This is a genomic window from Congregibacter litoralis KT71, assembly GCF_000153125.2.
Lineage (GTDB): Bacteria > Pseudomonadota > Gammaproteobacteria > Pseudomonadales > Halieaceae > Congregibacter > Congregibacter litoralis.
In genome coordinates, this window is the sequence record NZ_CM002299.1 from 956236 (window position 1) to 980995 (window position 24760).

Below are 24760 nucleotides of genomic sequence, written 5' to 3' on the forward strand. Positions count from 1 at the left end.
GTGCATTACCCGCTTAAACGCGGTAGCCCGTGCGTCAGCAAGAAGCGAAGCTTTGCTGGCATAAAAGTTAGCCTCGCAAAAAAATCCCGAGCGGATTGCACGTTCTCCGCCCGGCTTAACTGTCGTTGTCTGTAGATCTTTGGTGCAAGCTTGATTAACTCACGCATCGCGGGGTAGTAAATTTTCGTGACCGGCTTAAAAGACTGATGCACTAACGATAATAGAATCGCCTCTGCAACCCAGGAAAGAAGGAAAGCGAGCGTTAAGGGGGCAATGGATACTGCCGGAAAAAAGATCAGCAGAATGCTCAGCCTGTTCCGTTCGCTTAGGAAGCGGCGTCGAAAACTTGTTGTGCCGGTTTGATCCGCTTTGCCTCCACCAAATGAGAACCCCGAGTGATGGAGGTAGCTGGAGCCCTGCGCGATGCTTACACTTCTTCCGACGGAGCGAGCTGACAGGCATAGAAACAGGTCCTCGCCGATAGATTCCAGCCACGGAGGAAAGCCGCCCGACGAGCAGAAATACGCTTGTTCAACCCACAGACAGGCGCCGATTACAGTGACCAGTTTTTCAGGGTTGTGATCTTTGAGGGGGTAGGGAACTGCGAGAATATCTAATCCCATCCCTGCGTCGATGAGTTCCAAGGTAGACGATTGATACTGCTCCAGAGAAAGTATCGCTTCAGGATCCTTCGCTGCTTGCTTTGCAAAGGCCTCCAGCGCGCCGGGGCGCAAGGCAGCATCGTTGTTTAGAAGCAGCAGATACTTCCCGGAAGCCTGCGAGGCCATGATGTTGTTTGCCGAGCAATAGCCAACGTTCTGGGTGCCTTCTATCAAGGTTACGGTGGAAGAGTACCGCTGTTTGATAATGTCTCTGGATCTGTCTTCTGATGCATCGTCATACACCAAAATCTCAACCCCCTGATCCAGCTGCTGGCCCAGGACGGAGTCAATGCATTCTTCAATCAATGACGAGCCACTAGGCAATAGTGTGGCCCCGTTAAAATTGGCTACGCAGACCGTTACGAGAGGTTGAGATTGTTTATCCATTGCCATGTGCTTTCCAGGCCTTCTGTAAGCGAGGTCTCTGATGACCAGCTGAAGTGATCGTCTGCCTTGGCGCCGGAAAGTTCGACGATATTCGGGTCCTCTTTTCTGGCATCTATCTGACGTAACTTTGCCTTGTTCCCTGAGACCTTTTCAGAGTGTCCTATCAGCTCTGCGAGCGTGGTTGAGTGGCCAGAGCAGACGTTGTATGTTTCGTGGCCTCGCATGGTGCCTGACTTCTGTATGCACATGCTCAGGAGGTGACAAAAATCGTCTACATACAGATAGTCCCGACTGCTGTGCATGTTGCCAACAATTTCAAACACTCGATTTTCCCTTAAAGTTGTTAGCAGTGTCGGGATAACCGCAAAGCCTTTTTTCGGTAGTTGGCCCGGGCCGTAGATGTTACTTGGCCTGAGCACGGTAACTGGTGTTCCTGTTCTTGAGCTAAAAGCATGGAGCAGGCTCTCTGCAGCTACCTTCGACGCCCCGTAGTAGGAAAGGGGGGCTGGTAATAGGCTCTCGGAAATTGCCGTGTGGGGCAATTGCTCGGGCTGTCCGTAAACGGCACCACCACCAGAGCTTACAAACAACAAGCAGCCATTAAAGTCCCGTTGCATTGCTTCAATCAACCGGGACAGAGGAGCCAGATTCGTTGCAATCTCAAGAGATGGCTGCGATGAGGAGCTTGCCGGTGTTGTGTCCCACGCCAGGTGTATCACCGTATCTGCCTGACGTAATTCTTCAGACAGTACGGCGATGTTCTCGTAATTGCTTCCGACATAGCGAACGCCGTCCAACTGCTCTTTCGGTATCTTTCTCGACAGGCTTGTTACAGCGAAGCCTCGGGTTGAGAGGTATCGAGTTAGAGCAGATCCCAGGAAGCCGTTGCCGCCCAAAAGCAGAATACGTTTCACAAGAGGGACCCGTAAATCGCGCGGAAACGGCCCGCACAGTCATTCCATGAGCCATAGCTATCGCGGGCGACCGCTGAAGCATTTTTCGACATGAATTTTCGAATTTTTGCCTTGTCGAGGTTTTTTACAGCCTCGACATATGCAGCTTCTGTGTCCACGAGAAAGCCTGTTTTACGATGATCGATCGTGCAGCGATGAGCAGGCAGCGAAGAACCAATAATTGGGATTCCAGCTGCCATAGCCTCTAGCATGACCTGAGGCCTACCCTCGGCATGTTCGCTGAGAGAGATAAGCGCTTTTGTTTTCGGAAACCAGGACTCCGCCAGCACCTCCCCGGTAAGCGGCCCATGGTGTTCCACCCACTCGGGAATCGACAGCTGCTCCTGGTTAGGTCCCACAAGGTGAAGAGGGTTGCTCCTGGAGAAGAGCTCTTTGCTCCATTGAAAAAGCGGCCCCATCTTATTTTTGGTCACTCGGGAAACGCATAAATATAGCTCTCTGTCTGAATCGGGTCCATTGCCTAGGTCGAACCACTTAGCGTCAATGCCAAAATTAGTCGTCCTTATTTCTGCAACATCCCCAAAAAAATCTTTCAGGCGTGGTTCCATCCAGGATGCATTGGGTGCGAGAACACATCGGTTGGTTTTTAGAGCCGCCCGCAGGAGAAATCTCATGCCGGGAACACCGAGTAGGTGGTAATCCGTACCGAGAACCGTGATTACCGCCTTTCGGTTCATTCCAATGAGCGGTATCGCGTTCTGCAGCCAGTTAATGTGAAGTATGTCCGCATTGCTTCGACGGTATTGATGCCGTAAGCGAGCGAGTAGCTCCAGGGAAGTCAGAGCCCCGTCCACTGGCTTGTTTCTCAAGAGGTGCGCGACTCCTCCTTTGTCCGACATTTTTCTAAGAAATCTAACGTCAGGTTCGCTGGCCGTATATTCCGCCCTCTCGTGCAGGGGGCCTTTGGGAGACCAAAGGCGAATCTGCAGTTGTGGGTGGGCTGCCGCTGCGTCCACCATGGACTTTATAAAAAGGCCCTGCCAATCAATGTCTGATCGTGGGTAGCTCGTAGCTATCATTTGAACAGAGACTTGTTTGTTTCCAGGTGCCTCAAGCATCGTTCAGGTTTTGAAACCGATGAATCTGCCGGCGGGCCCGCTTGTCGGGCTTTCCCGGTGGCCGGTCGATCATGCCGCCGGCAAGTTTGCGGGCCTGGGCTGACTGCTCCCGTCTTGCGATGCTTTCCTCGGTTTCTTCATAAAGCGCCTGCGCCTCGGGGGCACCGCGCCGCTGGTCGCTGAGGCCAAGGACTATAACGTCCCGTTCATCCCAACCCTGACGTATGCGAAGCTGGTCCCCAACGACAATTTCCCGGGAAACTTTTACCCGCTGGCCCCCAAGCTGTACCTTGCCGCCTTCAATCGCCGCTTTTGCTAGGCTGCGTGTTTTGAAAAAGCGCGCCGCCCACAGCCATTTGTCGATGCGCAATTTTTCTGCGGACAGGGTGCTCATGGGCGGGCCTGAGGCATGATCTCGTCAAAATGGTGAATCCCAGGAAAGCGGGTGTCCATGCGTTTCTGTTGGGAACTGTCCGGCTGCAGGAGCGTCAACAGGTGTCGGATGCCATAGGTTTTTGCCGCGTCCAGCACGGACTCGGTGTCATCGATGAACAGTGTTGTCTCAGGATCGAAGGGATGCAGTTCCTGAAGGCGCTCCCAAAAAACCTGCTGCTCCTTTGGGGCGTCGAGGTCATGGGAGACCACGATACGGTCGAACCACTGTGTAATATCCACCTCGGCCATTTTGATATTCAGGGTTTCTCTGTGGGCGTTGGTCACCAGTAAAACGTCCATAGGTTGCGTTCGTAACCAGCGAAGAAAATCCAGGGAAAAGGGCCGCATACGAATCATGTGCTTGAGTTCGCGCTTGAGAGTCGGGATGTCCATTCCCAGTTCCCGGGACCAATGATCGAGACAGTACCATGGCAGCGAGCCTCGCACGGATGCGAAGCCGCCATGAATTTCAGCGATGGCTTCGTCTTCCGGTATGCCTCGGGTTTTAGCGTAGGCGCGCGGCAGATACTCCATCCAGAAATGGTTATCGTAGTGGAGGTCCAGCAGGGTGCCGTCCATGTCCAGGAGTACCGTGCGAATGTTAGGCCAGTCAATCATTGCTGGGTGCTATAGTAGCGCTTATGCAAATCCCTGGGCACTTAATCTTGACGCGGACGGATATCCTGGCGCTTCTGGATCTTTGTCATCAGGCCTCGGAGCGCATTGTGCAGTTCTACAACGATGAGGCCAGCGCGAGCCTCTTCAGCAGCAAGGAAGACCGCACGCCGCTCACCCAGGCAGATCTCACTTCCCACCAGATACTGAGCAGCGGCCTGGCCGCGTTGAATCCTGAACTGCCTCTGCTGTCCGAGGAGTGCAGTAGCAGCGAAATAGCCGGGCGACATCAGTGGAACAGTTTCTGGATGGTCGATCCCCTCGATGGCACGCGGGAATTTCTTGAGCGCACGGGAGAATTCACGATTAATATTGCCCTGATCGAAGAACAGCGCCCGACCGTTGGCCTGATCTACGAACCTCTTAAGCATAAAGCCAGTCTGGGCATCGTAGGGGCAGGAGCCTGGGAGTTGAGGTGGGAAGAGGGCAGTTGGCGATCTACGGCAATCACAACCCGCAGGCTTCCTGCCCGAGAGTTGGTGCTTTTGGCGAGTAAAAGGCACCGCAATCCGCAGTTGGATGATTGCATCGCCTATCTTGAGTCGAGCCACGATATCGCGCGGCAAAACAGTGGCAGCGCGCTGAAGTTCTGCGACCTTGCGGCGGGCCAGGGGGATTGTTATCCGCGTTTTTCCCCCTGCAGCGAGTGGGATGTCGCCGCCGGGGATGCCCTGGTCTCTGCTGCGGGAGGGGCGGTTTATGGATTGAATGGCGCGCCCCTTCGGTACAACGCTCGAGATACCCTGTTAAGCCCACACTTTGTAGCGGTGGGCGATAGCTCCGCTGCCCTGTGGGCCGGGCTCCTGGAGAGTGTTCAGTGAGCTGTTTGGGGGGTAAGAGAGGTCTTGTCTGCGGGCGGGGGCACGGTTATCTTTCATCTTCTCTTTACCGAGCGACGACAGGCGGGACCTCCAGTATATGAACTGGCCACCGGGCAAGGAACCAGGCGCTGATGCAGAAGCCGCAAACGAGGTTTTGACGCCTGCCATGCGTCTGTTACAGCTACAGTCCCGTCACCGGGCTCTGGATATCCGTATCACCGAAATGCAGCAGTACCCCTATCAGAATCAGATTTTGTTGCAACGCCTCAAGAAAGAGAAATTGCGGCTCAAAGACACCATTGCGCTGTTGAAGGATGACATGATTCCGGATTTGGACGCCTAAAGAGAGCTTTGGACAGCATCTGACGCCATGGATCTTGTCGTATACGCCGTTCCCCTTTTTATTCTGGCCATGGTCTTCGAACTCCTCTGGGGGCTGCGTGTTGGCCGCAATACCTATCGGGTAAATGATGCGGTGAGCAGTCTCTTTCTCGGGACGCTGAGCCAGGCGCGAAAATTTGTCACCCTCGGTGTGGGGGGCTATATCTACCACCTCACCACGGAGTACTTTTCCCTGCCCCTCATGAGCGCTGAAAGCTTATGGACCTGGGTGCTGGCCATGGTGCTCTATGACTTCTGCTACTACTGGCTTCACCGCATGGGCCATGAGCGAACCATATTGTGGGCGGCTCACGTAGCCCATCATCAGAGTGAAGATTACAACCTCTCGACGGCCCTTCGCCAAACCAGCACCGGCTTTCTCTTGGGCTGGATCTTCTACCTGCCGATGTTTGCGCTGGGCATACCGGCGGTCGTGGTGGTCACTGTCGGCTCCATAAACCTGATCTACCAGTTCTGGGTTCACACGGAGCATGTTGGCAAGCTGGGGTGGTACGAGTGGATTTTTGTTACGCCGTCGAATCATCGCGTTCACCATGCCCAAAACGAGCGCTACCTCGATCGCAACTACGGAGGTTTGTTTATTCTCTGGGATCGTCTCTTCGGCACCTTTCAGGAAGAGCTGGATTCTGATCCGCCGATTTATGGGATCCGCGGTCCTCTAAAGAGCTTTAACCCCCTCCGAGCCTTAACCCATATCTATGGCGATATGCTGCGCGATTCCTGGCGCGCGGCGCGCTGGCGCGACAAGTTACATGTGTGGGTGGCGCGCAATGGCTGGCGCCCTGCCGACGTGGAGGCGAGATATCCCCTGAACAAGCCATCCCTCGAGGCCTTTGAGCGCTTCGATCCGCCCATGAGTCTCGGGGTAAAACTCTATGCGCTTTTCCAGCTGGTAGCGGTGGTAGCGCTGCTGGCCTACCTGCAGTCGGGGACCCTTCAGAGCTATGGCACGGGTGTCGCGCTGGTGCTGGGAATGCTCTGGACCACCATTACCACGGCTTACTGGATGGAAGGGCGGTCCGTGACAAGAGGGTTTGTCTTTGACAGCTTGCGCTTGCTGGGTCTTTGTTGCGGATTGTTAATGATGCCCGCGACGGAACCTCTCAACCTCGCAATAGCCGTCTATTTATGGGCCAATCTCGCGATCCTCATTGCGGTGGCTGCCACGGTTAACGGGAAGGAGAATGGGCAGAAGTTAGCGGAGGGACCAAGGGAAGAAGCCTCGGGGGCAGGACTTGTGAGAAAGAGTGCGGAGTCCCTTGCTGAACCTTCCAAACCGCTAAACCTGACTTAGGCTGTCGACGGGGTGCTCTCATCGTCATCCCGTTCATCCTGCCTGCGCTCGCGCAGCCCCTTTGCAGCATGGGCCGCAAAGCCCTCCCCGGCCTGGGCATAGAGATTAAAGGCAGAAATGCCCTTTGCCTCCAGGGCTGAGGCTTCTTCGTCAAAGCGTACAACGGCGGCAATACGTCCCGTGAAACCCATCTCTCGTAGAATACCTGCAACCAGAAGGTTTTCCTGATGGTTGGTGAGGGCGAGCATTACCAGCTCAAGTTCATCGAGATCCACGCGATGCCAGAAGTCCGGATCACTGGCGTCCGCCGCAGCGACACGCCGGTGCATAGCAATATGTTGGGCGAGCTTGCGATCGTTATCATCGATGCCCAGCACTTCCCGACCATAGCTCCTGGCAATGGCCTCGTAAGCTCCCGTACCGATGTTGCCCATTCCGAGCACCAGCACGCGCACGTCCCGGGTGTCGGGCTGTGAAGCGCGAACCAGGGGCGATTCATGACGTAGCAGGCGCGTCCGGTGTCGCCGGTACAAGCTGTGGGACAGCCGGTTGAGGGGGGAGGCCGCGATAAAACTCATCGCGATAGCAATAGACATGGCACCGCTCCACTCGCCGCCTATCCAGCCCTGACTGGCGGCCACGGCAATGACAATAAGTCCAAACTCGCTGTGGTTCGCCAGGCTGTTGGACGCCAGGAGTGCGGTGCGCGGCGCGACGTGAAAGCGCGTGAACAGCGGGAAGTAAAGCAAGGGCTTGAGGAGTGCCAGACTGCCGAGAATCAAGGCCAGAATCATAAGGCTCGGCGAGGGCCAGCCACTGAGGCCGATGGATAGAAAAAATCCAACGAGGAAGAGGTCCTTGAAATACAGAAGGTTTCGCGCCAGCTCCTTGCCTTTTTGCTCTCCCGCGAGGAGGACGCCGATGAGGAGTGCGCCCAGATCCCCTTTAATGCCCACGCTATCGAAAAGTTGTGCGCCGAGAATGGCCAGAGCAAAACCCGCCAGGGTGAACAACTCTCCATGGCCGGCAAGACGCAGCATGCTCAGGATGGGTCGCCGGGCAGGGAACAGCAATAGCAACCAGAGTGCTGATAACTCCGGCATCTTCCCCGTGGAGGCGGCCAGAAACAGCACGGCGGCCAAATCCTGAATAATCAGGACGCCTACGGCCAGGTTGGCGTGCCGGGAGGCCATTTCGCCCCGCTCCTGCATGATTTGTATGACAAAAACCGTGCTGGAGAAACTGAAGGCAAAGGCTATGACCAGCTTTGCGTTCATCGATAGGCCCAGCTGGGGTAGAAACTGCGCGGCGAGGCTCAGGATCGCGAGCACCACAAGTTGAGTCACCAACATGTGTATCACCGTTGTGCCCCAGATACGTGGTTGCAGCAAATCGCGAATCTGAAGTTTCAGACCGATGCTGAAGAGAAGCAGGGTTATTCCCATCTCCGAGAGCACCGCAAGCATTTCTCCGCCGTCGACATGAAGCTCGTGAAGCACGAAGCCCGCAGCAAGGTAGCCGATGAGCGCAGGCATGCCGATAGCCCTGCTCGCCATGCCGCATGCAAGCGCTACGATAATCAGCAGGGGATCAGGCATTGCTCACTCCCGGTTCCCCGGGGTCCTCAGACACTGCCGCAGCATCGCGAAGCCCGGGTTCAATCTTCTGGTGGTCGGGGTGGAGTGACGCCCACAAAGGGGGAATGCACAAGAGGGCTATGCTGAGATCCGTCGCGATGCGCAGAAGCTCCCAGGCGGGAATGTCCAGGGGGTATATCCCGAACCACCCGCGCAGGGGGGGCAGGATAATCGCAAGGAAAAGGGAAAACCGGGAGATGCCAAAGAGCCCCAAGCCCAGAAGCAGATAAAAGGAGCCGCTTAAAGCAATGAGCAGCAGGCCGGGGGTGGTGGGCAGTAGCCACAGCGTGACGCATTGACCCGCGCCGGAGATCGTCGCCAGTATCGCCGCCATATTGCGGAGCTTGAGGGGGTCTGTGTCGGGATGCTTGATCACGTGGAGAACGTTACCACAGAGCCGTGACGATACTGTATCGCAGAGACTAGCTCCGTGCTTTGGCTACGGCAGACTGGGTTTCCCGTCCCAGCTTTTTACAACAGCTTCTTCCCACATCAATGAGAGCGTCCAGATTGACGCCGGTGTCGATGCCCATTCCCTGAAGCATGTAGACCACGTCTTCCGTGGCGACATTGCCACTGGCGCCGGCTGCGTAAGGGCAGCCGCCTAGGCCCGCGACGGAGCTGTCAATGCGAGTGATGCCATGCTGCAGACCCACCAGTATGTTCGCCAGGGCCTGGCCATAGCTATTGTGACAGTGGAGGGCCAGTCGCCGAGCCGAGAGCGTCGGCACCAGTGTCTCGAGGAGCCTGTCCATGGACCCGGGGGTGCCCGTGCCGATCGTGTCTCCCAGGGAGACCTCATAACATCCCATGTCCAAGAGGGCCTGAGATACGGCAAGCACCGCAGGGGGCTCTATCTGGCCCTCGTAGGGGCAACCCAGGACGCAGGACACGTAGCCCCGGACCCTGACTCCTGCGGTTTTCGCGGCTTCCATGACGGGTAGGAATCGCGCGATGCTCTCTTCGATGGAGCAATTGATGTTGCGCTGGGAAAAAGACTCTGAGGCCGCCGCGAATACTGCGACCTCGCTGGCGTTGGCCTCCATGGCGCGCTCAAAGCCCTTGAGGTTGGGGGTAAGTGCGGCGTAGGTGACGTCCGGGGCCCGCTTTATCTGCTGAAACACATCGCCGCTATCCGCCATCTGGGGAATCCAGCGAGGATTTACGAAGCTGCCGGTTTCCACGTAGCCAAGGCCCGCCGCCACGAGTCCCTCGACCAGCGCAACTTTGTCTTCGGTCGCCAGAGGGGCGCTTTCGTTCTGTAGGCCATCCCGGGGGCCAACCTCCACAATGGACACCGCGTCCGGGTAATTGAAGGATGTGCTCATGAATCGCTCGAACCTTCAAAGTCCACCAGGCTTGCGCCGCGATCGACCAGATCGCCCGGATTACAGCGAAACCCTTTGACCGTGCCCGCGGAGGGCGCCCGCAGGGTCTGCTCCATTTTCATGGCCTCGATGACTACAACGGGATCTCCGGCACTGACCTCAGTACCCGGCTCCACGAGAAGCGCAACGACGGTGCCGTGCATGGGAGCTCCGAAATCGCTATCGCCCGCGGCTGCGGCGGTGGCGTCCGCCACCGTGAGTTGTTTTTCAGCAAAGTGAAACGCACCGTCGTCCCAGAACAAGGTGAATTCGCCATTCTCTTCGGCAAAACTGCCGCGATAGCGGTGCCCATCGAGCTCCAGCATCAACACATCATCGCGGAGGTCGCCGCGGATTGTCGCCGTTTCGTCGTCCAGAAGAAGCTCGAGGTGATCGCCGCGGTCCACAAGCTCTACGAGATACTCCTCACCATGACAGAGCACGTCGAAACGCTGACTGTGGGGAGTGTTCATACGCCAGCCCCGGCTGTCAGCCCAGGGTGAATACTGATCATTCCCGGCGCTTTCGTTGGCTAGTCGCCTAAGGGACAGCAGTGCCAGGGCCGCGGCGGCGAGGTCGCGGTTTTTCTGCGCGGGAGGGGCGCGGAAAAGATCCTCGTGATGACGTTCGATAAAGTGCGTATCAAGATCGCAATGCGCAAAGGCGGGCAGTGCGGCGATGTTGTAGAGAAACGCGATGTTGCTCGCGGGGCCCGCAACGCGGAAGGCGCTCAGGGCGCGGGTCAGGCGTCGACGTGCCTCTTCGCGGGTATCCCCATGAACAATGAGCTTTGCGATCATGGGGTCGTAATAGGGGCTGATCTCACTGCCCTCAATGACCCCGGTGTCTATGCGCAGGGAGGGGCCTTCGGGCGGCAGGCGCAGATAATTGATGACGCCGGTAGAGGGGAGGAAGTCCTGCTCCGTATCCTCGGCGTAGATGCGCGCTTCCATGGCATGACCGTCTACGCGGATCTCACCCTGGCTCAGGGGCAGCGCTTCACCGGCGGCAACGCGCAGCTGCCATTCGACAAGATCCTGGCCCGTGATCATTTCTGTCACGGGGTGCTCCACCTGCAGGCGGGTGTTCATTTCCATAAAGAAGAATTGCTCTGAAGCATCGAGCAGGAACTCCACGGTGCCCGCACCGAGATAATCAATGGCGCGGGCGGCATCCACGGCGGCTTCACCCATGGCGCGGCGGAGCTCATCGGAAAGTCCCGGTGCCGGTGCCTCTTCGATCACCTTTTGATGACGCCGCTGAATAGAGCAATCCCTCTCCGCGAGGTACACGCCGTTACCGTGTCCGTCACAAAAGACCTGAACTTCCACGTGGCGGGGTCTTTGAATGAGTTTTTCGATGAGCATGCGGTCATCGCCGAAACTGGCGCTTGATTCCCGCCGCGCAGCCGCCAGGGCTTCGCTGAACTCCTCGGGGCCATGCACGGCGCGCATACCTTTACCGCCACCTCCGGCGGTGGCCTTGAGGAGCACCGGATAACCCATGGCGTCTGCGTGCTCGCGGAGTACGGCATCGCTCTGATCGTCACCGTGATATCCGGGGATCAGGGGCACGCCCGCTTGCTCCATAATGCTTTTAGCACGGGACTTCGAACCCATGGAGTCAATAGCGGAAGCGCCGGGACCGATAAATACAATGCCTGCGGCTTCACAGGCGCGGGCAAAGCTCGCGTTTTCAGACAGGAAGCCGTAGCCCGGGTGTATCGCTTCGCTGGCGGTTTCCAAAGCCGCCTGAAGAATTTTGTCCTGGTCCAGATAGGAGAGCGTCGCCGCCGATTCACCAATATGCACCGCCTGATCGGCCAGCTGCACATGGAGTGCGTTTCGGTCGGCATCGGAATACACCGCGACGGTGCGGATGCCCAACGCCTTCGCGGTGTGGATGACACGGCAGGCAATCTCTCCGCGATTCGCTATGAGAATTCGGTTAAACATCAGTGTTTGCTCCCTGGGGTCCAGTTCGCCGGACGCTTCTGGAGAAATGCCTGGAGGCCTTCCTGGCCCTCTTCGGAGACGCGCAGATGGGCAATTCGCGCGCTGGTGTCATCAATCAAGTGCGCATCGACGGCTTTGCCCGTGAGGTCCCGCACGAGGACCTTGGCTGCGCCCATCGCCAGAGGGCCGTTAGAAAGGAGAGCCTTAACAATGTCGTCTACTGTGCTGTCGAGTTCATCGACGTCGCAGCATTCATGAATGAGCTGTATATCCCGGGCACGGTGCGCGTCGAATCGCTCTGCGGTGAGGAAGAGGCGCCGCGCCCAGCGGGGCCCCATGGCTTCGATGACGTGGGGCCCGATGGTCGCAGGTATGAGGCCGATACGCGTTTCCGTCAGCCCGAAAAGGGCCCTGTCGCTGGCGATGGCAATGTCGCAACAGCTGATGAGGCCCACGGCACCGCCAAAAGCATTGCCCTGGACCTTCGCAATGGTCGGCTGGGGCAGGGTCTTCAGCGTTTGTAGCATGGTCGCCAGAGCGCGGGCATCGTCAAGATTGTGCCCGTAATCAAACTCCGCCATGCGCTTCATATAGGCAAGATCCGCCCCGGCGGAGAAGCTCTTACCTTCGGCCTCCAAAATGACGGCGCGGACGTCGTCACGCTCGGCAAGATGGGAGAAATGCGATTGCATCAGCGCGATCATCCCGTCGTCGAAGGCATTGTGTTTTTCGGGACGGTTGAGGCAAACCCGGGCAATGCCCTGCGCGTCTACCTGGCAACTGACTAAGGATTCGGAACCGCTGTTCATCATGGGTGACCTACATTCGAAACACGCCGAAGCGTGATTCTGTTACTGGCGTATTGAGGGACGCGGAGAGCGCCAGGGCTAACACCTGACGTGTGTCCATGGGATCAATGACGCCGTCGTCCCAGAGTCGGGCCGAGGCGTAAAAAGGATGCCCCTGGGCTTCGTAGCGGTCCAGGATAGGTTGCTTGAAGCTCGCCTCCTCCTCATCGCTCATGCTCTCATTACGCCGTGCAAGCTGGTCCTGTTTGACCGTGGCCAAGACGCTGGCTGCCTGCTCGCCGCCCATTACGGATATGCGGGCATTGGGCCACATGAACATAAAACGGGGGTCGTAGGATCGGCCACACATCGCGTAGTTTCCTGCGCCAAAGGAGCCGCCGATAACCACGGTGAATTTGGGAACGTCGGCGCAGGCCACGGCGTGCACCATCTTCGCACCGTGGCGGGCAATACCCTCTGCTTCGTATTCGCGACCCACCATGAAGCCGTTGATGTTCTGCAAAAACAGCAGGGGGATCTTGCGCTGTGCGCAAAGCTCGACAAAGTGGGCGCCTTTCACGGCGGACTCGGAGAACAGGATACCGTTATTGGCGACGATGCCGATGGGATACCCATGGAGGCGCGAGAATCCGCACACCAGGGTATCGCCGAAGAGTGCTTTGAACTCGTCAAAGGCCGAGTCATCGACAATCCTTGCGATGACTTCCCGCACATCAAAGGGCTGGCGTCGGTCCGCGGGGACAATGCCGTAGAGGTCCGCAGCAGGGTAGCGGGGTTCGACGGGCGCCTTGACTTCGATATTGACCTGCTTGACGCGATTGAGATTGGCGACGGATTGTCGCAACAGGGCCATCGCATGGCGATCATCGTTTGCGTAATGATCGGTGACACCGGACTGCCGGCAGTGCACGTCGGCTCCACCGAGTTCTTCGGCGCTGACGACTTCGCCCGTTGCTGCTTTGACCAGCGGCGGTCCACCCAGAAAAATGGTGCCCTGTTCACGTACGATTATCGACTCATCCGCCATGGAAGGGATGTAGGCCCCCCCGGCGGTGCAGCTTCCCAGGACTGCCGCGAGTTGCGGAATGCCCTTGGCCGACATGCGCGCCTGATTGTAAAAGGCGCGGCCAAAGTGCTCCCGGTCGGGAAACACCTCATCCTGCAGGGGCAGGAACGCACCGCCGGAGTCCACCAGGTAAAGGCAGGGGAGGTTGTTCTGTTCAGCGATGGTCTGCGCGCGGGCTTGTTTTTTGACTGTGAGGGGGTAGTAAGTGCCGCCTTTGACCGTGGCGTCGTTGATAAACACCATACATTCGTGTCCGCTGACACGACCGATACCGGTGATGATGCCGGCGCCGGGCACCTCGTCCTCATAGACCTCATGGGCGGCGAGCTGGGACAGCTCCAGAAACGGGGTTCCCGGGTCCAGGAGCGCATCAAGACGCTCCCTAGGTAAAAGTTTTCCTCGGGAAACATGTCGTTCCCGAGCGACTTCACCACCGCCTTCGCTGATTTTTGCGACCAGTTCACGGAGACTTTTAACCTGACGCCGCATGGCCCGTTGATTGTCCAGGGCCGCGGGGTCATTCGCGTTGTATCGAGTCTGAAGAATTGTCATAGAAGAATACTCAGGCCGAGGCTTTGAAAAGTTCGCGGCCAATGAGCATACGCCGAATTTCCGATGTGCCCGCACCAATTTCGTAGAGCTTGGCGTCGCGCAACAGGCGTCCGGCATTGGCTTCGTTGGTATAGCCGTAACCCCCCAGGGCCTGAATCGTTTGGAGCGCGAGCTGCGTCGCTTTTTCTGCTGTGTACAGAATCACCGCCGCGCAGTCCTGTCGCGTTTCTTCCCCGCGATCACAGGCTGCGGCGACCATATACAGATAAGACCGACAGGCGTTGAGGTCGGCATACATATCGGCAAGTTTGCCCTGCATGAGCTGGAACTCGCCGATGGCCTGGCCAAACTGATTCCGTGTGTGGAGGTAGGGCAGTACCTCGTCGATGCAGGCCTGCATGATGCCTACGGGTCCACCGGATAGGACCGTCCGCTCGTAATCCAGGCCCGACATGAGAATCTCAACGCCTTTGCCCTCTTCCCGGAGAATATTCTCGGCGGGCACGATGCAGTCTTCGAACACCAGCTCGCAGGTGTTGGATCCCCGCATGCCCAGTTTGTCCAGCTTCGGCGATCGGGAGAACCCGGGGTAGTCACGTTCCACGATGAACGCCGTGATACCGCGGGAGCCAGCATCTATATCGGTTTTTGCATAGATGACGTAGATGTCGGCGTCCGGCCCGTTGGTAATCCACATTTTTGTGCCGTTGAGAACGTAATGGTCTCCTTCACGACGGGCGTTGAGCTTCATGCTTACGACATCGGAACCTGCGTTGGCTTCAGACATCGCCAGGGCGCCGACGTGCTCTCCGGTGCAGAGTTTGGGCAGATAGTGGGATCGCTGGGCATCGTTACCATGGCGCTGGATCTGGTTCAGGCAGAGGTTCGACATGGCTCCATAGGACAGGCCCACGGAGCCCGAGGCGCGGCTGATTTCTTCCATGACGATGGAGTGGGCAAGGTAGCCCATACCGCTACCCCCGAACTCCTCGTCGACGGTGATGCCCAGGAGGCCCATGGCGCCCAGCTTGGGCCAGAGATCCGCAGGGAAGTCATTGTCCTGATCGATCTTCGCGGCGCGAGGTTTGATCTCTTTCTCGCACATTTGATGCACCGCATCCCGAAGCATGTCGATGTCCTCGCCAAGCCCGAAATTGAGAGTGGGGTATCCGGTGTTCATACGCTGTGCTCCTTGCGCGTTAAGCAGAAAGTGATTTGTGAGGCTGTTGGTCTCGGTGTTTTTCCCGGGCTTCGCGACAGAGTCCTTCGACCTCGTCCAGGGCGGCTAGCATGTCGTCAAGATCTTTGCGTTGCTGTTCCAGCGCCGCCCGGCGTTTGCCGATGCGCGATAGCAGGGAGTCGAGTTGGGCCGAGTCGCTTTCGCCGGGGTGGTACATATCAATGATTTCGACGCTCTCGGCGAGGCTGAGACCAATGCGCTTACCTCGGAGGATGAGTCGGATTCGGGCCCGGTCGGCGGGGGTGTAAATGCGTTTTTGTCCGGATCGAAGAGGCTTGATAAAGCCTCTCTCTTCATAGAAGCGGATTGTGCGCGTGGAGATATCAAACTCCCGCGACAGCTCAGAAATTGTGAAGCGTTTTTGAGACGATGACATGGCTTCAGTCTAGCTTACGTTTACGTTAACGTAAACATAGAAAAACGCTCCCGGGTGCTTCGACTGTTTGGCGGTTCTATGGGTGCCGATGGCCGGGAACGACTTTGCTATGATCCGCTGCCGTCACGAAAAAGGTTTGTCCTGATGTCCGCCACAGATGTTTTAGCGACGCTTGCTGATGGTGCTGTCCACTCGGGGGCAGACCTTGCCCGGCACCAGGGTCTGAGTCGCACGGCCATATGGAAGCAGGTGGCCACCCTGGAGAAGCTGGGTATCAAGGTGACGCGGGTGCGCGGGCAGGGCTATCAGATTGAAGGGGGGCTGGATCTCCTGGACGAGCAGCGTATCCGCGATGCCATAGATACCGACGCGTCCACCTGGCTTCACGATTTACAGATTCATCAGAGCATAGACTCCACGAACGCGGAGCTCCGGCGACAAACACCCTTTGGCAGACGTGCGTCCGTCTGCCTTGCGGAGAGTCAGAGTGCGGGTCGCGGCCGTCGTGGTCGTTCCTGGGTGAGTCCCTTTGCCAGCAGCATTTATCTGTCCGTTGGTTGGCAATTCCGTGGCGGGGCTGAGGTCCTCGAGGGGCTCTCCCTGGCTATCGGCGTTGCCGTGGGTGAAGCCCTCGGGGAGTTGGGCGTCGACAGCATTGCGTTGAAGTGGCCCAACGACATCTATCTCGACGGGAAAAAGCTTGCGGGCATCCTTGTGGAGATGAGCGGCGATTTTTCCGGACCCTGTGATGTGGTTGTCGGGATCGGGATCAATGTGCAGCTTCCCGACGGCGCGGCGGAGGGAATCGAGCAGCCCTGGGCGGACCTTCGGGACTCCGGTCAGGGAGCGTTTACCCGAAGCGTCCTCGTGGGAAAGCTCCTCAGTCATTTGCTCCCTGCCCTCGCCACCTACGAGGAGCATGGATTTGCCCCCTGGCGGGAGCGCTGGCTGGCGATGGATGCTTTCGCGGGTCGACCGGTTATCGTGGACAACAATGGTCGGCGCCTGTCCGGGACAGCCGCCGGGGTTGATGCGCGGGGTGCTCTGCTTCTCAGCACCGGTGCGGGTGTGCAAAGCATCTACGGTGGGGAAGTCTCTCTGCGACTGCAGGAAGCGGCGCAATGACGGGGGCGTTAATCCTTCTGGACATCGGTAACAGTGGTGCGAAGTGGCTACGCATAGACGAGGGAAAGATATCGGGGGCGGGGCGCCTCGACACCGCCCAGATCCCGAAAACGCTGGGACCTAGCCTCCAAAATGCCAAAGTACTGATTGCCAGTGTCGCGGCGCCGGAGCTGCAGCAGGAACTCTCTGAAAAACTGAGCGCCCAAGGCGCTGTTGTGTGGTTCGCTCAAACCCGAGACTCCTTGGACGGGCTGGTGAATTCCTACGCCGACCCCGAGCGTATGGGGGTAGACCGTTGGCTGGCGATGCTGGCTGCCCGACGCCGGCATAGCGGGTACTTATGCGTGGTTGATGCGGGCTCTGCTCTAACCATCGACCTGGTGGCCCCCGGTGGAGAGCACGAGGGAGGCTATATCATTCCGGGTACGGCGCTTATGGAGCGGGCACTTTTTGCAGACACCAGACGGGTTCGCGACCGTGTTGCCGGTGCTGTTTCTCTTCTTCCGGGCCGTTCTACCGCAGAGGCAGTAAGCCACGGTCTCCTGCTTGCGCAGGCCGGTGCCGTGGATCTGGCCTTGAAGCGCGCCTCGCAGCGGGGAGAAACCCCGCGATTACTTCTCTGTGGAGGTGGGGCGGAGCAGCTGGCAGAGGCACTGAGTTGCGAGTACACCCTGGCACCGCGCCTGGTGTTTGAAGGTCTGCTGCGGCAGGCCGAGGTGGAGTGTGCTGAGATGCTCGCGCTTCATGGAGTGTCTTCAGCTCTACTTTTTTGACTGATTGAGGGCGTCGCCATCTTGAACTAACTTCACGCTCCTCGCGTCTTTGTCAGCGAAGCTCAGTAGGTTGGGGATCTGGCTCGTAACACCTCGATGACCCTCGTGCGTGAGGTCACCTAAGGCAAAGAAAACGTGGAAGTTTTTCGAAAGATCCGTATCCGCTCACCGGCGCTGCGCGGTGCGATGGTGGCATCGGTTTAGCGCTGTGAAGGTCGAACAAAAAGCGGGGTTTCAGCTTCCTCAAGCTGTTATTCTTTTTAGCGCTGAAACTAATTGTCTAAGGTCATTGGGTGTTGTAAAAACCTGGGGTGTGATCCTAACGCAGGCGCCGTCAGCCAAGCCATAGCGCGCCACTGAGAAAATCCCGAAATCGGCCTCCAAGGTTTTTTGTAGTGCTTTGGCATCGTCGTCGCTATTTTTACCGAGCAATCGAAATGAGCCCATGCCCGTGCGAGATTCGGGATCTGCGCCCCCCAGTACCTCGATGTGGCTTAAGGTTTCAGCCTCTTCTCTCCACAATTCATTCAGGTAACGAAGGCGCGCCGTTTTGTTAGCACCGCCCACCGCGTTGTGAAATCCAAGGGCATCAGGCACGGCGATGATCGCCGCGAAATTGATGGTCCCGGGGTGAACTCGCGCGCCGACGGACTTGCTCGATAGATCTCTCTCGCCTGGATGCACCTTGATTTTCTCTCTAGTACCACGGCGCATATAAAGCGCGCCTACTCCCAGGGGCGCGCCTATCCATTTGTGAAGATTGAACGCTGCCCAGTCCACTCCCAAATCCGTGATGCGATAGTCCAGCAAGCCCCAGGACTGTGCATTGTCGCAAATCACATCTATGCCACGGAGGCGAGCTTCCGCAGTGATCTTGGCGACAGGGAGTACTAAGCCATGCTGATTGCTCACATGAGTGAGTAGCATCAGCTTGAGTTTAGGGTTCGCATCAAAAGCTTCGGTGTAGGCCGCCAATAGTTCAGCTTGCGTCGCTCTGCGAGGTAGGGCAAGTTCCACTGCTTTGACACCCCGACTCTGCTCAAGAGAGCGCATCAGCGTTTTGAAGCTAGGGTAGTCGACGTCAGCCAGCAGGACTGAGTCTCCTGTTTTTAGGGAATCGTATTGCAGGATCAGGCTCTGGATCGATTCCGTGGCATTTCGCGTAAGCACTATCTCGTCAGGCTCCGCTCCGAGTAATGCAGCGGCCTGTTCCACGGCGCGCCTGTAATCGGAAGAAAACTCCTTTCGCGCATAGAAGGAATTCTGCGTATTTACGCGTTCTAACGCCTGAAGATAGGAGGATTGTACGGGCCGAGGCATCTTTCCCCAGTAGCCGTGCTCCAGGTTAACAATGCCTTCCGTGCGGTCATAAAACGATGCCACTCTCTGCCAGTAAGATTCGTCGCGAGCGAGATCCTCGGCGGACGTCCCTGAAGGACTCTCGGGTAGGGAGTCGGATGCTGCTCCGAGTGCACCGTGACCCCACAGCATGGCGCCCGCGGCGGCAGTCCCCATGCCTGCCATAAGCCTGCGACGGCTCAGCTTGCCTACGTTTGTATTAATCACTGCTGCTCTCCATGCCCGTTCCAATCGTTTCACGCGTGTTGCTATCTCACGCGTTCACCCCGGGGAGGGTGTACTAGCTCAATCGCGCGGCCATCGCTGCGTGACCCTCGACCATACGCTGTACTTCGTCTTCTCTCGGGTTGAGGTCCCAGTCGTTTTTATCTACGGACCCGCCGAGGAGTATCCCGGTCTTTCTCGGGAATGTGTAGAGAAGTCCGTGCTCCCTGACGACTCCTGCATAGCCGTAGTCGATATCGTTCTGGGGGAGGAGGAAGCTGAGCTGGCCACGCGCGGGGATCAGGCTTTCGTCATCAAACAATCTGGCCGCACCAAGCCCGGTGCAGTTCACGATGCTGCGCTCGGCCAAGGCTTCGACATCATCTGCAGTTTCAAAAGCGACTTCTCTGAGTTTTCCGCCTGCACCCGTAAAGTCACGCATCAGTGCTCGCAGGTATATGTCTGGGTCAATCATGAGCGTGTAGTAAGCGTCGTGGTAAGCAAAGCCGAAGGGGCCGTTCTTTTGATTACGTACCAGTCCCGGGTAAAGGCTGTCTCCACCGATGTAGGGGGTCGATGTGTCCATTGATGCCTCACTCAGCGAGTACTGTCGTATCCAGTAGACGCCATACGTAGGGTCGTTGGCATAGCCAATAAAGCGCCTAAAAGCGATCTGAGATGCCAAATCCAGCATTTGCAGAGTGGAGTGACTTACCTGCTCTCGCTCAAAAAGCGTTACCGGGTGCCACATTGCTCCAGCGACGTTGGATGTGGTGTACGGTGGGAAGTCTTTGGCGTAGATCGTGACACCGGCGCCGGCCCTTTGAAGTTGAAGAGCGGTGGAAAGGCCAATAACACCTGAGCCCAGAACGGCAACATCTCTGCGCCCGAAATCTTTCACCAGTGCAGCAGCGAGCTCCGCTACTCCCCATGACAGAGATACGCCGCCCCCTCCATGGCCATAGTTATGTACAACATCTTTTGCCCCCAGTTTTACCGCCTGCAGTCTGGGTCCAGGCTTTCGAAACGGCCGTAGCCCAACAATGGTGCGCGTTACGCGGTCCAGGGAGGACTTCACGGGCATCATGCCTGCACTGATCGGTTGCACGAGGGCATCAGCAATCCCACCCGGAGGCTGCGCTGATAGCGCCTGACGAGACCTTAGTGAGGAGTTTGGTGATGCGGCACAGCCTGCAAGCGAGGTCGCGCCGAGCGCGGCTGCGGCTAAAAATTTTCTGCGATTCATTGGCGTAGGCCTTTGCTTTCGGGGGACATATCAGACTTGATTAGCTGTCCATGCTTATAAAAGTAACTCTGATTGAGGAGTTTGGTTCAAAGTTAGAAGAATAGCCACAACGCTTTTCGAGCTATCATAGAAGCACTGATTCGGTGCGTGCACCGAATTTGAGCATGGGGGCAACGCGGTCATTCTTGAAGCAGGGCTCGCACTTGAGCGGTGCGTTTTCAGGAAAAAAATCTGAAAAATCCTGTTGCTGAGGTTGCCTCTGCCATTCCTCTGCGGCCCATATTTAGAAAGTCATGTCGTCAAATTCCGGGAATTTTGAGAGCCTCTTTGGTTCTTCTAGTTTGGAAAAAAAGCCGAGAAAACCTGTGCGAAAGTCATTTTACGCTTTCTAAGCAGCGCCATTCTTCGTTGGCGCAAATCTCCATGTGAAGCTGTTCACCGACTTCTAGTTGGTACGTGTTTTGCTGTTCTCGATTCCAGTCGCCTAGTCGTGAGTTAGAGAACAACTCACGAAAAAAGTGCGTTTGCAATATTCGGCCAGGTTGCATCTCGAATCCAATATTGCGTCTTGGAGCTGAGCCGCCCGAGTGCGTGTTGCAGCTCAGGGTGGCGCGCGTGACCAGAAAACAGCGGTAGAACCAACATCAAGTTACCGGCGTTAGATCGGCCAGAAATGCTACACAGGAGAAAACCATGCAACACAAACTGAAGCCATTGCCGTACGCGCTTGCGATCCTTTCCGCGGGCCTTTCCGCGACATACCTCCCGGAAGCGCTTGCACAGGACCCCACCGCTTTAGAGGAAGTCGTAATTACAGGCCTTCGCGGTGAGCCCCGATCGGCCGTTGACTCTGCAGTGCCTATTGATACTTTTGGATTGGAGCAGATCGAAGCGGTTTCGCATACCGATACGGTCGATATTCTTCAAACACTGGTCCCATCTTTTAACGTGAGTCGGCAGCCCATTTCAGATGGAGCGTCTTTTATTCGACCGGTGCAGCTCCGGGGTCTTGATTCACACCACGCTCTCGTTCTTGTGAACGGTAAGCGACGTCATCGAGCCTCGTTAGTGCAGATAGGTGGCTCAGGCACTCAGGGTCCGGATGTAGCGACAATTCCAGCCGCTGCGATTCAATCGATTGAGGTTCTTCGAGATGGTGCCAGTTCGCAGTATGGATCCGATGCCATCGCAGGCGTTATGAACTTTAACCTTAAAGAGAACAGTGAGGGTTTTGATCTCACCATCGACACCGGGGAATATTTTGAGGGCGATGGTGCGGCTTATACCGTGCAGGGAAACATCGGTCTCCCGCTGGGAGATAAGGGTTTTCTTTCTATTTCAGCTGAGATAAATGACTCGGAGTTTACGGAGCGATCAGAGCAATACTGTGAAAGTTGGTTCTGCCTTGATCAGGGTAATCCGCGATTCACAGAGCAAAGTGAGCTTCGACAGGGCTTTGTAAGTGGAACGCCAACTCCTGGCGCTTCTGCAAGAATTCAAGCTTTGCAATCGGCATTTCCCGGCGGTGTAGATGCGGCATCCGTGGAGGGCGAGAACGCTATGCCCTGGGGTATTCCCAACAGAGAGCATCAAATGTTCTTCTTCAACGCGGGCTATGACCTGGACAACGGCATGGAGTTGTACGCATTTGGTAATTACGGCTCCGTTCAAAGCGACGGAAGTTTCTTCTATCGCTATCCGGGCAACGGCACAATCGAGGATCTTCGTGAAGAAGATGGTTCTATTTACAACCCGCTGGATAAATTTGCCGGGGGATTTACGCCGAGATTTGAGGGTGAAGTCGAGGATGTCTCCCTTGCGGGAGGCCTCCGGGGTAACCTGAGTGATGCAACTACATTTGACCTTAGCGCGCGATTTGGGTCCAACGAGATTGACTACCGATTGTTTAACACGATTAACCCGTCCCTTGGTTCAGCTTCACCGACAGACTTTCGGCCTGGCACATTGACGAACGAAGAGTTCCAGCTTCAGCTCGATCTGGCTACTGAGTTTGATGTTGGCTTGGCTTCACCTTTGGTATTTGCGTACGGCGCAAGCTACCTTGATGAAACCTACGACGTAGGGGAGTCGAGTGACGAGGCTTCTTACATTGCCGGTCCTCATGCGGTTGCGGATCCTTATGGCCTTTGTAACGACGATGGAACACCTACCGCTGCTGGCTTGGCGGCGACCAATGCTCCCGCCGACGAGGCGCTGAACTGTGCGGATCCTGATGACCCGGTATTCACCGTCGTTGGCGTTGGATCTAACGGGTTTCCCGGCTACTCACCTGCGTTTTCTGAGGAATACACTCGTGACTCCTACGCTTTCTATGGTGACCTTTCAGCTGACGTAACAGATCAGCTACTGCTGCAGGGTGCATTGCGATATGAGGATTACTCTGACTTTGGAAGCGAGGTTGTGGGTAAGGTCGCAGCGCGTTATCGGATAAATGATGCCTTTGCATTGCGTGGTTCCTTTGGCACCGGTTTTCGAGCGCCAACACCTGGTCAACAGGGAACAACAAACGTGTCTACGCGGCTGCCAAATGGTTTTCCGGTTGCGACAGGCCTGTTTCCTGCAGGCGGAACCGTGGCTCAGGCCTTGGGTGCACAAGAGCTTGCCCCAGAGACTTCAACAAGTTTTACCGTGGGGTTCACGCTGGAGTTAGAGAACCTGTCGCTGACTTTTGACGCTTATAGCATCGACATCGATGATCGCTTCCGCGCGATATCAACGCTGGATGTCAGCTCAGATCCGAATGGTGACCCGGATGCTTACGAGCGCTTCCTGGCTCTCCAGGCAGCAGGTGTTGCCGGGGCAGAAAGCATTGGTGGCGTCAACTACTTCCAGAACGCGATCAACACTGAGACCCGAGGGTTCGATATTGTCGCCAACTACCCGATGAGCTGGTCGAACGGGCAGTCGACGGACTTTTCCCTGGCTATGAACTACAACGAGCAGGAGATTACCGACGATCCTCTTGACGTTCTCAATCCTGAGGGCGAGTTCGATCTTGAAAACCAGTTGCCGAACGTTAGATGGAATGCGACTGCGTTTCACAGTTTTGGGGATTTCTCGCTGATGGGGCGCGCGCGCTACTTTGGTGAGTGGGAAGATTCCGATAACACATCACCACTGTCGATCCAAACCTATGACCCGGTTGTCTTCTTCGATCTCGAAGGCTCATGGCAGATTAATGCCAATCTGAGGGCTTCCATCGGTGGTCGTAACATCTTCGACGAATACCCGGATCAGGTCGATAGGGTCGCGAGTGACAACGACTACTGTTGCGGTCGTCTCTATCCGTCTACGAGCGTTGCTGATTGGCAAGGCGGCTACTACTACGCACGACTCCGTGTCGACTTCTGAGTAGCAAGCCAGCTTATGTATGACGTCTTAGAGCGTCCCAAGGGAGTAAGCACTCCAAACTTACGATGATGAAGACAAACATGACTTTTCTCATGTTGCGACAACAGGGGTTAGAGCAGGGGTGGTTGGCCACGAAATGTTGATGTTCATCGTGCTTTTGAGTGGAGCTGGGATGATTGCGGGTTTGACCGCGGGCTTGTTTGGCGTGGGTGGTGGCTTTGTTGTCGTCCCGGCGTTGCTCGCGGTGTTCCCATTTTTAACGGACCAAACGGACAACCTCATGATGGTGGCAGTTGGGACGTCGCTGGCAACGATAGTGGTTTCGTCCGCACGTGCTGTACATGCACACAATAAAAGGGACGCGGTTGACTTTGCACTTCTCAAAGATTGGGCTGTTTGGGTGCTGATGGGAGTGCTTGCCGGGCTTTGGATTGCGTCGATGGCTGACAGTGAAAGACTCATCATGGTGTTTGCTGTGGGTGTGTTGATCTACTCAATCTACTTTTTGTTTCCTTCCATGTTTGATCGTTTCAAGGGGCGCTGGGCAATGCCGACCGGGGCAGGGAAGGCCGCGTTAGCCAGTGGTCTTGGCGGGTTCTCGGCACTACTTGGTATAGGTGGTGGCACAATTACGGTGCTGACCATGGTCATCTGCAACAGGCCGATACATCAGGCTGTTGCGACGGCTTCAGGTGTTGGTTTTTTGATTGGTCTTCCAGGTATGTTGGGTTTTGTGGTCATGGGTCTGGGCGCAGATAACCTCCCGATAGGATCCCTAGGTTACGTAAATATGCCGGCGCTTGCTGCGATCGCTTTCTTCTCCGTGTTGACCGCACCGCTGGGTGCTAAGTTGGCCCATAGTTTGGATGCTAATCAGTTAAAGCGTATTTTCGGCGTGTATTTGGTTGTGGTATCTGTCTCTATGTTCATTAAGGTGTAGACAGGGCGGTGAATGACGAGTCTACAAGAGG

The 24760-nt window shown here is 56.6% G+C and carries 22 protein-coding genes; 7 read left to right on the top strand and 15 right to left on the bottom strand.

The features are described 5' to 3' along the window. Window positions 1–5 precede the first annotated feature (5 nt). From KT71_RS04385 to yrfG, 5 genes are all read right to left on the bottom strand, one after another. Window positions 6–1055: a glycosyltransferase family 2 protein gene (locus KT71_RS04385; RefSeq protein ID WP_023659954.1), complete on the bottom strand. Its 1050-nt coding sequence runs from the start codon at window positions 1053–1055 to the stop codon at window positions 6–8. Continuing rightward, entirely contained in the window at window positions 1022–1963 is a 942-nt protein-coding gene (locus KT71_RS04390; protein ID WP_023659955.1) for an NAD-dependent epimerase/dehydratase family protein, read from the bottom strand. Before KT71_RS04390 ends, KT71_RS04385 begins: the two co-directional genes overlap by 34 nt. After that, window positions 1960–2637 carry a glycosyltransferase gene (locus KT71_RS20755; RefSeq protein ID WP_169729141.1) on the bottom strand — a complete coding sequence of 226 codons (678 nt, stop codon included), beginning with the start codon at window positions 2635–2637 and terminating at the stop codon, window positions 1960–1962. Before KT71_RS20755 ends, KT71_RS04390 begins: the two co-directional genes overlap by 4 nt. Window positions 2638–3073: 436 nt before the next feature. Continuing rightward, window positions 3074–3475, bottom strand: a complete 402-nt coding sequence (locus tag KT71_RS04400; RefSeq protein ID WP_008292658.1) for an RNA-binding S4 domain-containing protein — start codon at window positions 3473–3475, stop codon at window positions 3074–3076. Beyond that, window positions 3472–4134, bottom strand: coding sequence for a GMP/IMP nucleotidase (gene yrfG, locus KT71_RS04405; RefSeq protein ID WP_008292657.1), 663 nt, complete (start codon window positions 4132–4134; stop codon window positions 3472–3474). Before yrfG ends, KT71_RS04400 begins: the two co-directional genes overlap by 4 nt. Window positions 4135–4181: 47 nt before the next feature. On the opposite strand from yrfG, the gene cysQ reads away from it, so the two are divergent. The 3 genes from cysQ (at window position 4182) to KT71_RS04420 (ending at window position 6708) form a co-directional block, all read left to right on the top strand. Continuing rightward, complete coding sequence (gene cysQ / locus KT71_RS04410) at window positions 4182–5012, top strand: 3'(2'),5'-bisphosphate nucleotidase CysQ (RefSeq protein WP_008292656.1); 831 nt, start codon at window positions 4182–4184, stop codon at window positions 5010–5012. A 97-nt stretch (window positions 5013–5109) separates the two neighbouring features. Then, entirely contained in the window at window positions 5110–5355 is a 246-nt protein-coding gene (locus KT71_RS04415; RefSeq protein ID WP_008292655.1) for a YdcH family protein, read from the top strand. Between the two features lie 27 nt (window positions 5356–5382). Next, window positions 5383–6708: a sterol desaturase family protein gene (locus KT71_RS04420; protein WP_008292654.1), complete on the top strand. Its 1326-nt coding sequence runs from the start codon at window positions 5383–5385 to the stop codon at window positions 6706–6708. On the opposite strand, the gene KT71_RS04425 is transcribed toward KT71_RS04420, so the two are convergent. The 8 genes from KT71_RS04425 to KT71_RS04460 are packed head-to-tail and all read right to left on the bottom strand — an operon-like array spanning window position 6705 to window position 15710. After that, entirely contained in the window at window positions 6705–8306 is a 1602-nt protein-coding gene (locus KT71_RS04425; RefSeq protein ID WP_008292653.1) for a cation:proton antiporter family protein, read from the bottom strand. The two genes, KT71_RS04420 and KT71_RS04425, sit on opposite strands and share 4 nt — an antisense overlap. Continuing rightward, window positions 8299–8721: a hypothetical protein gene (locus KT71_RS04430; RefSeq protein ID WP_008292652.1), complete on the bottom strand. Its 423-nt coding sequence runs from the start codon at window positions 8719–8721 to the stop codon at window positions 8299–8301. The genes KT71_RS04425 and KT71_RS04430 overlap by 8 nt, the downstream gene beginning before the upstream one ends. Window positions 8722–8767: 46 nt before the next feature. After that, a complete protein-coding gene (locus tag KT71_RS04435) occupies window positions 8768–9673 on the bottom strand; it encodes a hydroxymethylglutaryl-CoA lyase (RefSeq protein ID WP_008292651.1) in 906 nt (301 codons plus the stop codon). After that, window positions 9670–11667 (bottom strand): acetyl/propionyl/methylcrotonyl-CoA carboxylase subunit alpha, encoded by a 1998-nt coding sequence (locus KT71_RS04440; RefSeq protein WP_008292650.1) that lies wholly within the window; start codon window positions 11665–11667, stop codon window positions 9670–9672. Before KT71_RS04440 ends, KT71_RS04435 begins: the two co-directional genes overlap by 4 nt. Continuing rightward, complete coding sequence (locus tag KT71_RS04445) at window positions 11667–12479, bottom strand: enoyl-CoA hydratase/isomerase family protein (RefSeq protein WP_008292649.1); 813 nt, start codon at window positions 12477–12479, stop codon at window positions 11667–11669. The genes KT71_RS04440 and KT71_RS04445 overlap by 1 nt, the downstream gene beginning before the upstream one ends. 7 nt (window positions 12480–12486) lie before the next feature. After that, the gene (locus KT71_RS04450) at window positions 12487–14094 is read right to left on the bottom strand and encodes a carboxyl transferase domain-containing protein (RefSeq protein ID WP_008292648.1); all 1608 of its coding nucleotides are present in this window, start codon (window positions 14092–14094) and stop codon (window positions 12487–12489) included. A gap of 10 nt (window positions 14095–14104) precedes the next feature. After that, a complete protein-coding gene (locus KT71_RS04455) occupies window positions 14105–15274 on the bottom strand; it encodes an isovaleryl-CoA dehydrogenase (protein WP_008292647.1) in 1170 nt (389 codons plus the stop codon). Between the two features lie 19 nt (window positions 15275–15293). Next, window positions 15294–15710 (bottom strand): MerR family transcriptional regulator, encoded by a 417-nt coding sequence (locus tag KT71_RS04460; RefSeq protein WP_008292646.1) that lies wholly within the window; start codon window positions 15708–15710, stop codon window positions 15294–15296. 144 nt (window positions 15711–15854) lie between these two features. Between KT71_RS04460 and birA the strand changes: the two genes are divergently transcribed. Both birA and KT71_RS04470 read left to right on the top strand, forming a co-directional pair. Continuing rightward, entirely contained in the window at window positions 15855–16835 is a 981-nt protein-coding gene (gene birA, locus KT71_RS04465) for a bifunctional biotin--[acetyl-CoA-carboxylase] ligase/biotin operon repressor BirA (protein WP_008292645.1), read from the top strand. Next, complete coding sequence (locus tag KT71_RS04470) at window positions 16832–17608, top strand: type III pantothenate kinase (RefSeq protein WP_008292644.1); 777 nt, start codon at window positions 16832–16834, stop codon at window positions 17606–17608. Before birA ends, KT71_RS04470 begins: the two co-directional genes overlap by 4 nt. Window positions 17609–17851: 243 nt before the next feature. Here the strand turns inward: KT71_RS04470 and KT71_RS04475 are convergent, their stop codons facing one another. Together KT71_RS04475 and KT71_RS04480 are read right to left on the bottom strand one after the other, a co-directional pair. Beyond that, the gene (locus tag KT71_RS04475) at window positions 17852–18991 is read right to left on the bottom strand and encodes an aminotransferase class V-fold PLP-dependent enzyme (protein WP_202962392.1); all 1140 of its coding nucleotides are present in this window, start codon (window positions 18989–18991) and stop codon (window positions 17852–17854) included. Between the two features lie 256 nt (window positions 18992–19247). Next, window positions 19248–20417 carry an FAD-dependent oxidoreductase gene (locus tag KT71_RS04480; protein WP_023659959.1) on the bottom strand — a complete coding sequence of 390 codons (1170 nt, stop codon included), beginning with the start codon at window positions 20415–20417 and terminating at the stop codon, window positions 19248–19250. 693 nt (window positions 20418–21110) lie between these two features. Here KT71_RS04480 and KT71_RS04485 point away from each other — a divergent pair. Continuing rightward, on the top strand, window positions 21111–23789 hold the full coding sequence (locus KT71_RS04485) for a TonB-dependent receptor plug domain-containing protein (protein ID WP_023659960.1): 2679 nt from the start codon (window positions 21111–21113) through the stop codon (window positions 23787–23789). 136 nt (window positions 23790–23925) lie between these two features. Further along, window positions 23926–24729: a sulfite exporter TauE/SafE family protein gene (locus KT71_RS04490; protein ID WP_008292639.1), complete on the top strand. Its 804-nt coding sequence runs from the start codon at window positions 23926–23928 to the stop codon at window positions 24727–24729. The last annotated feature ends 31 nt before the right edge of the window (window positions 24730–24760 follow it).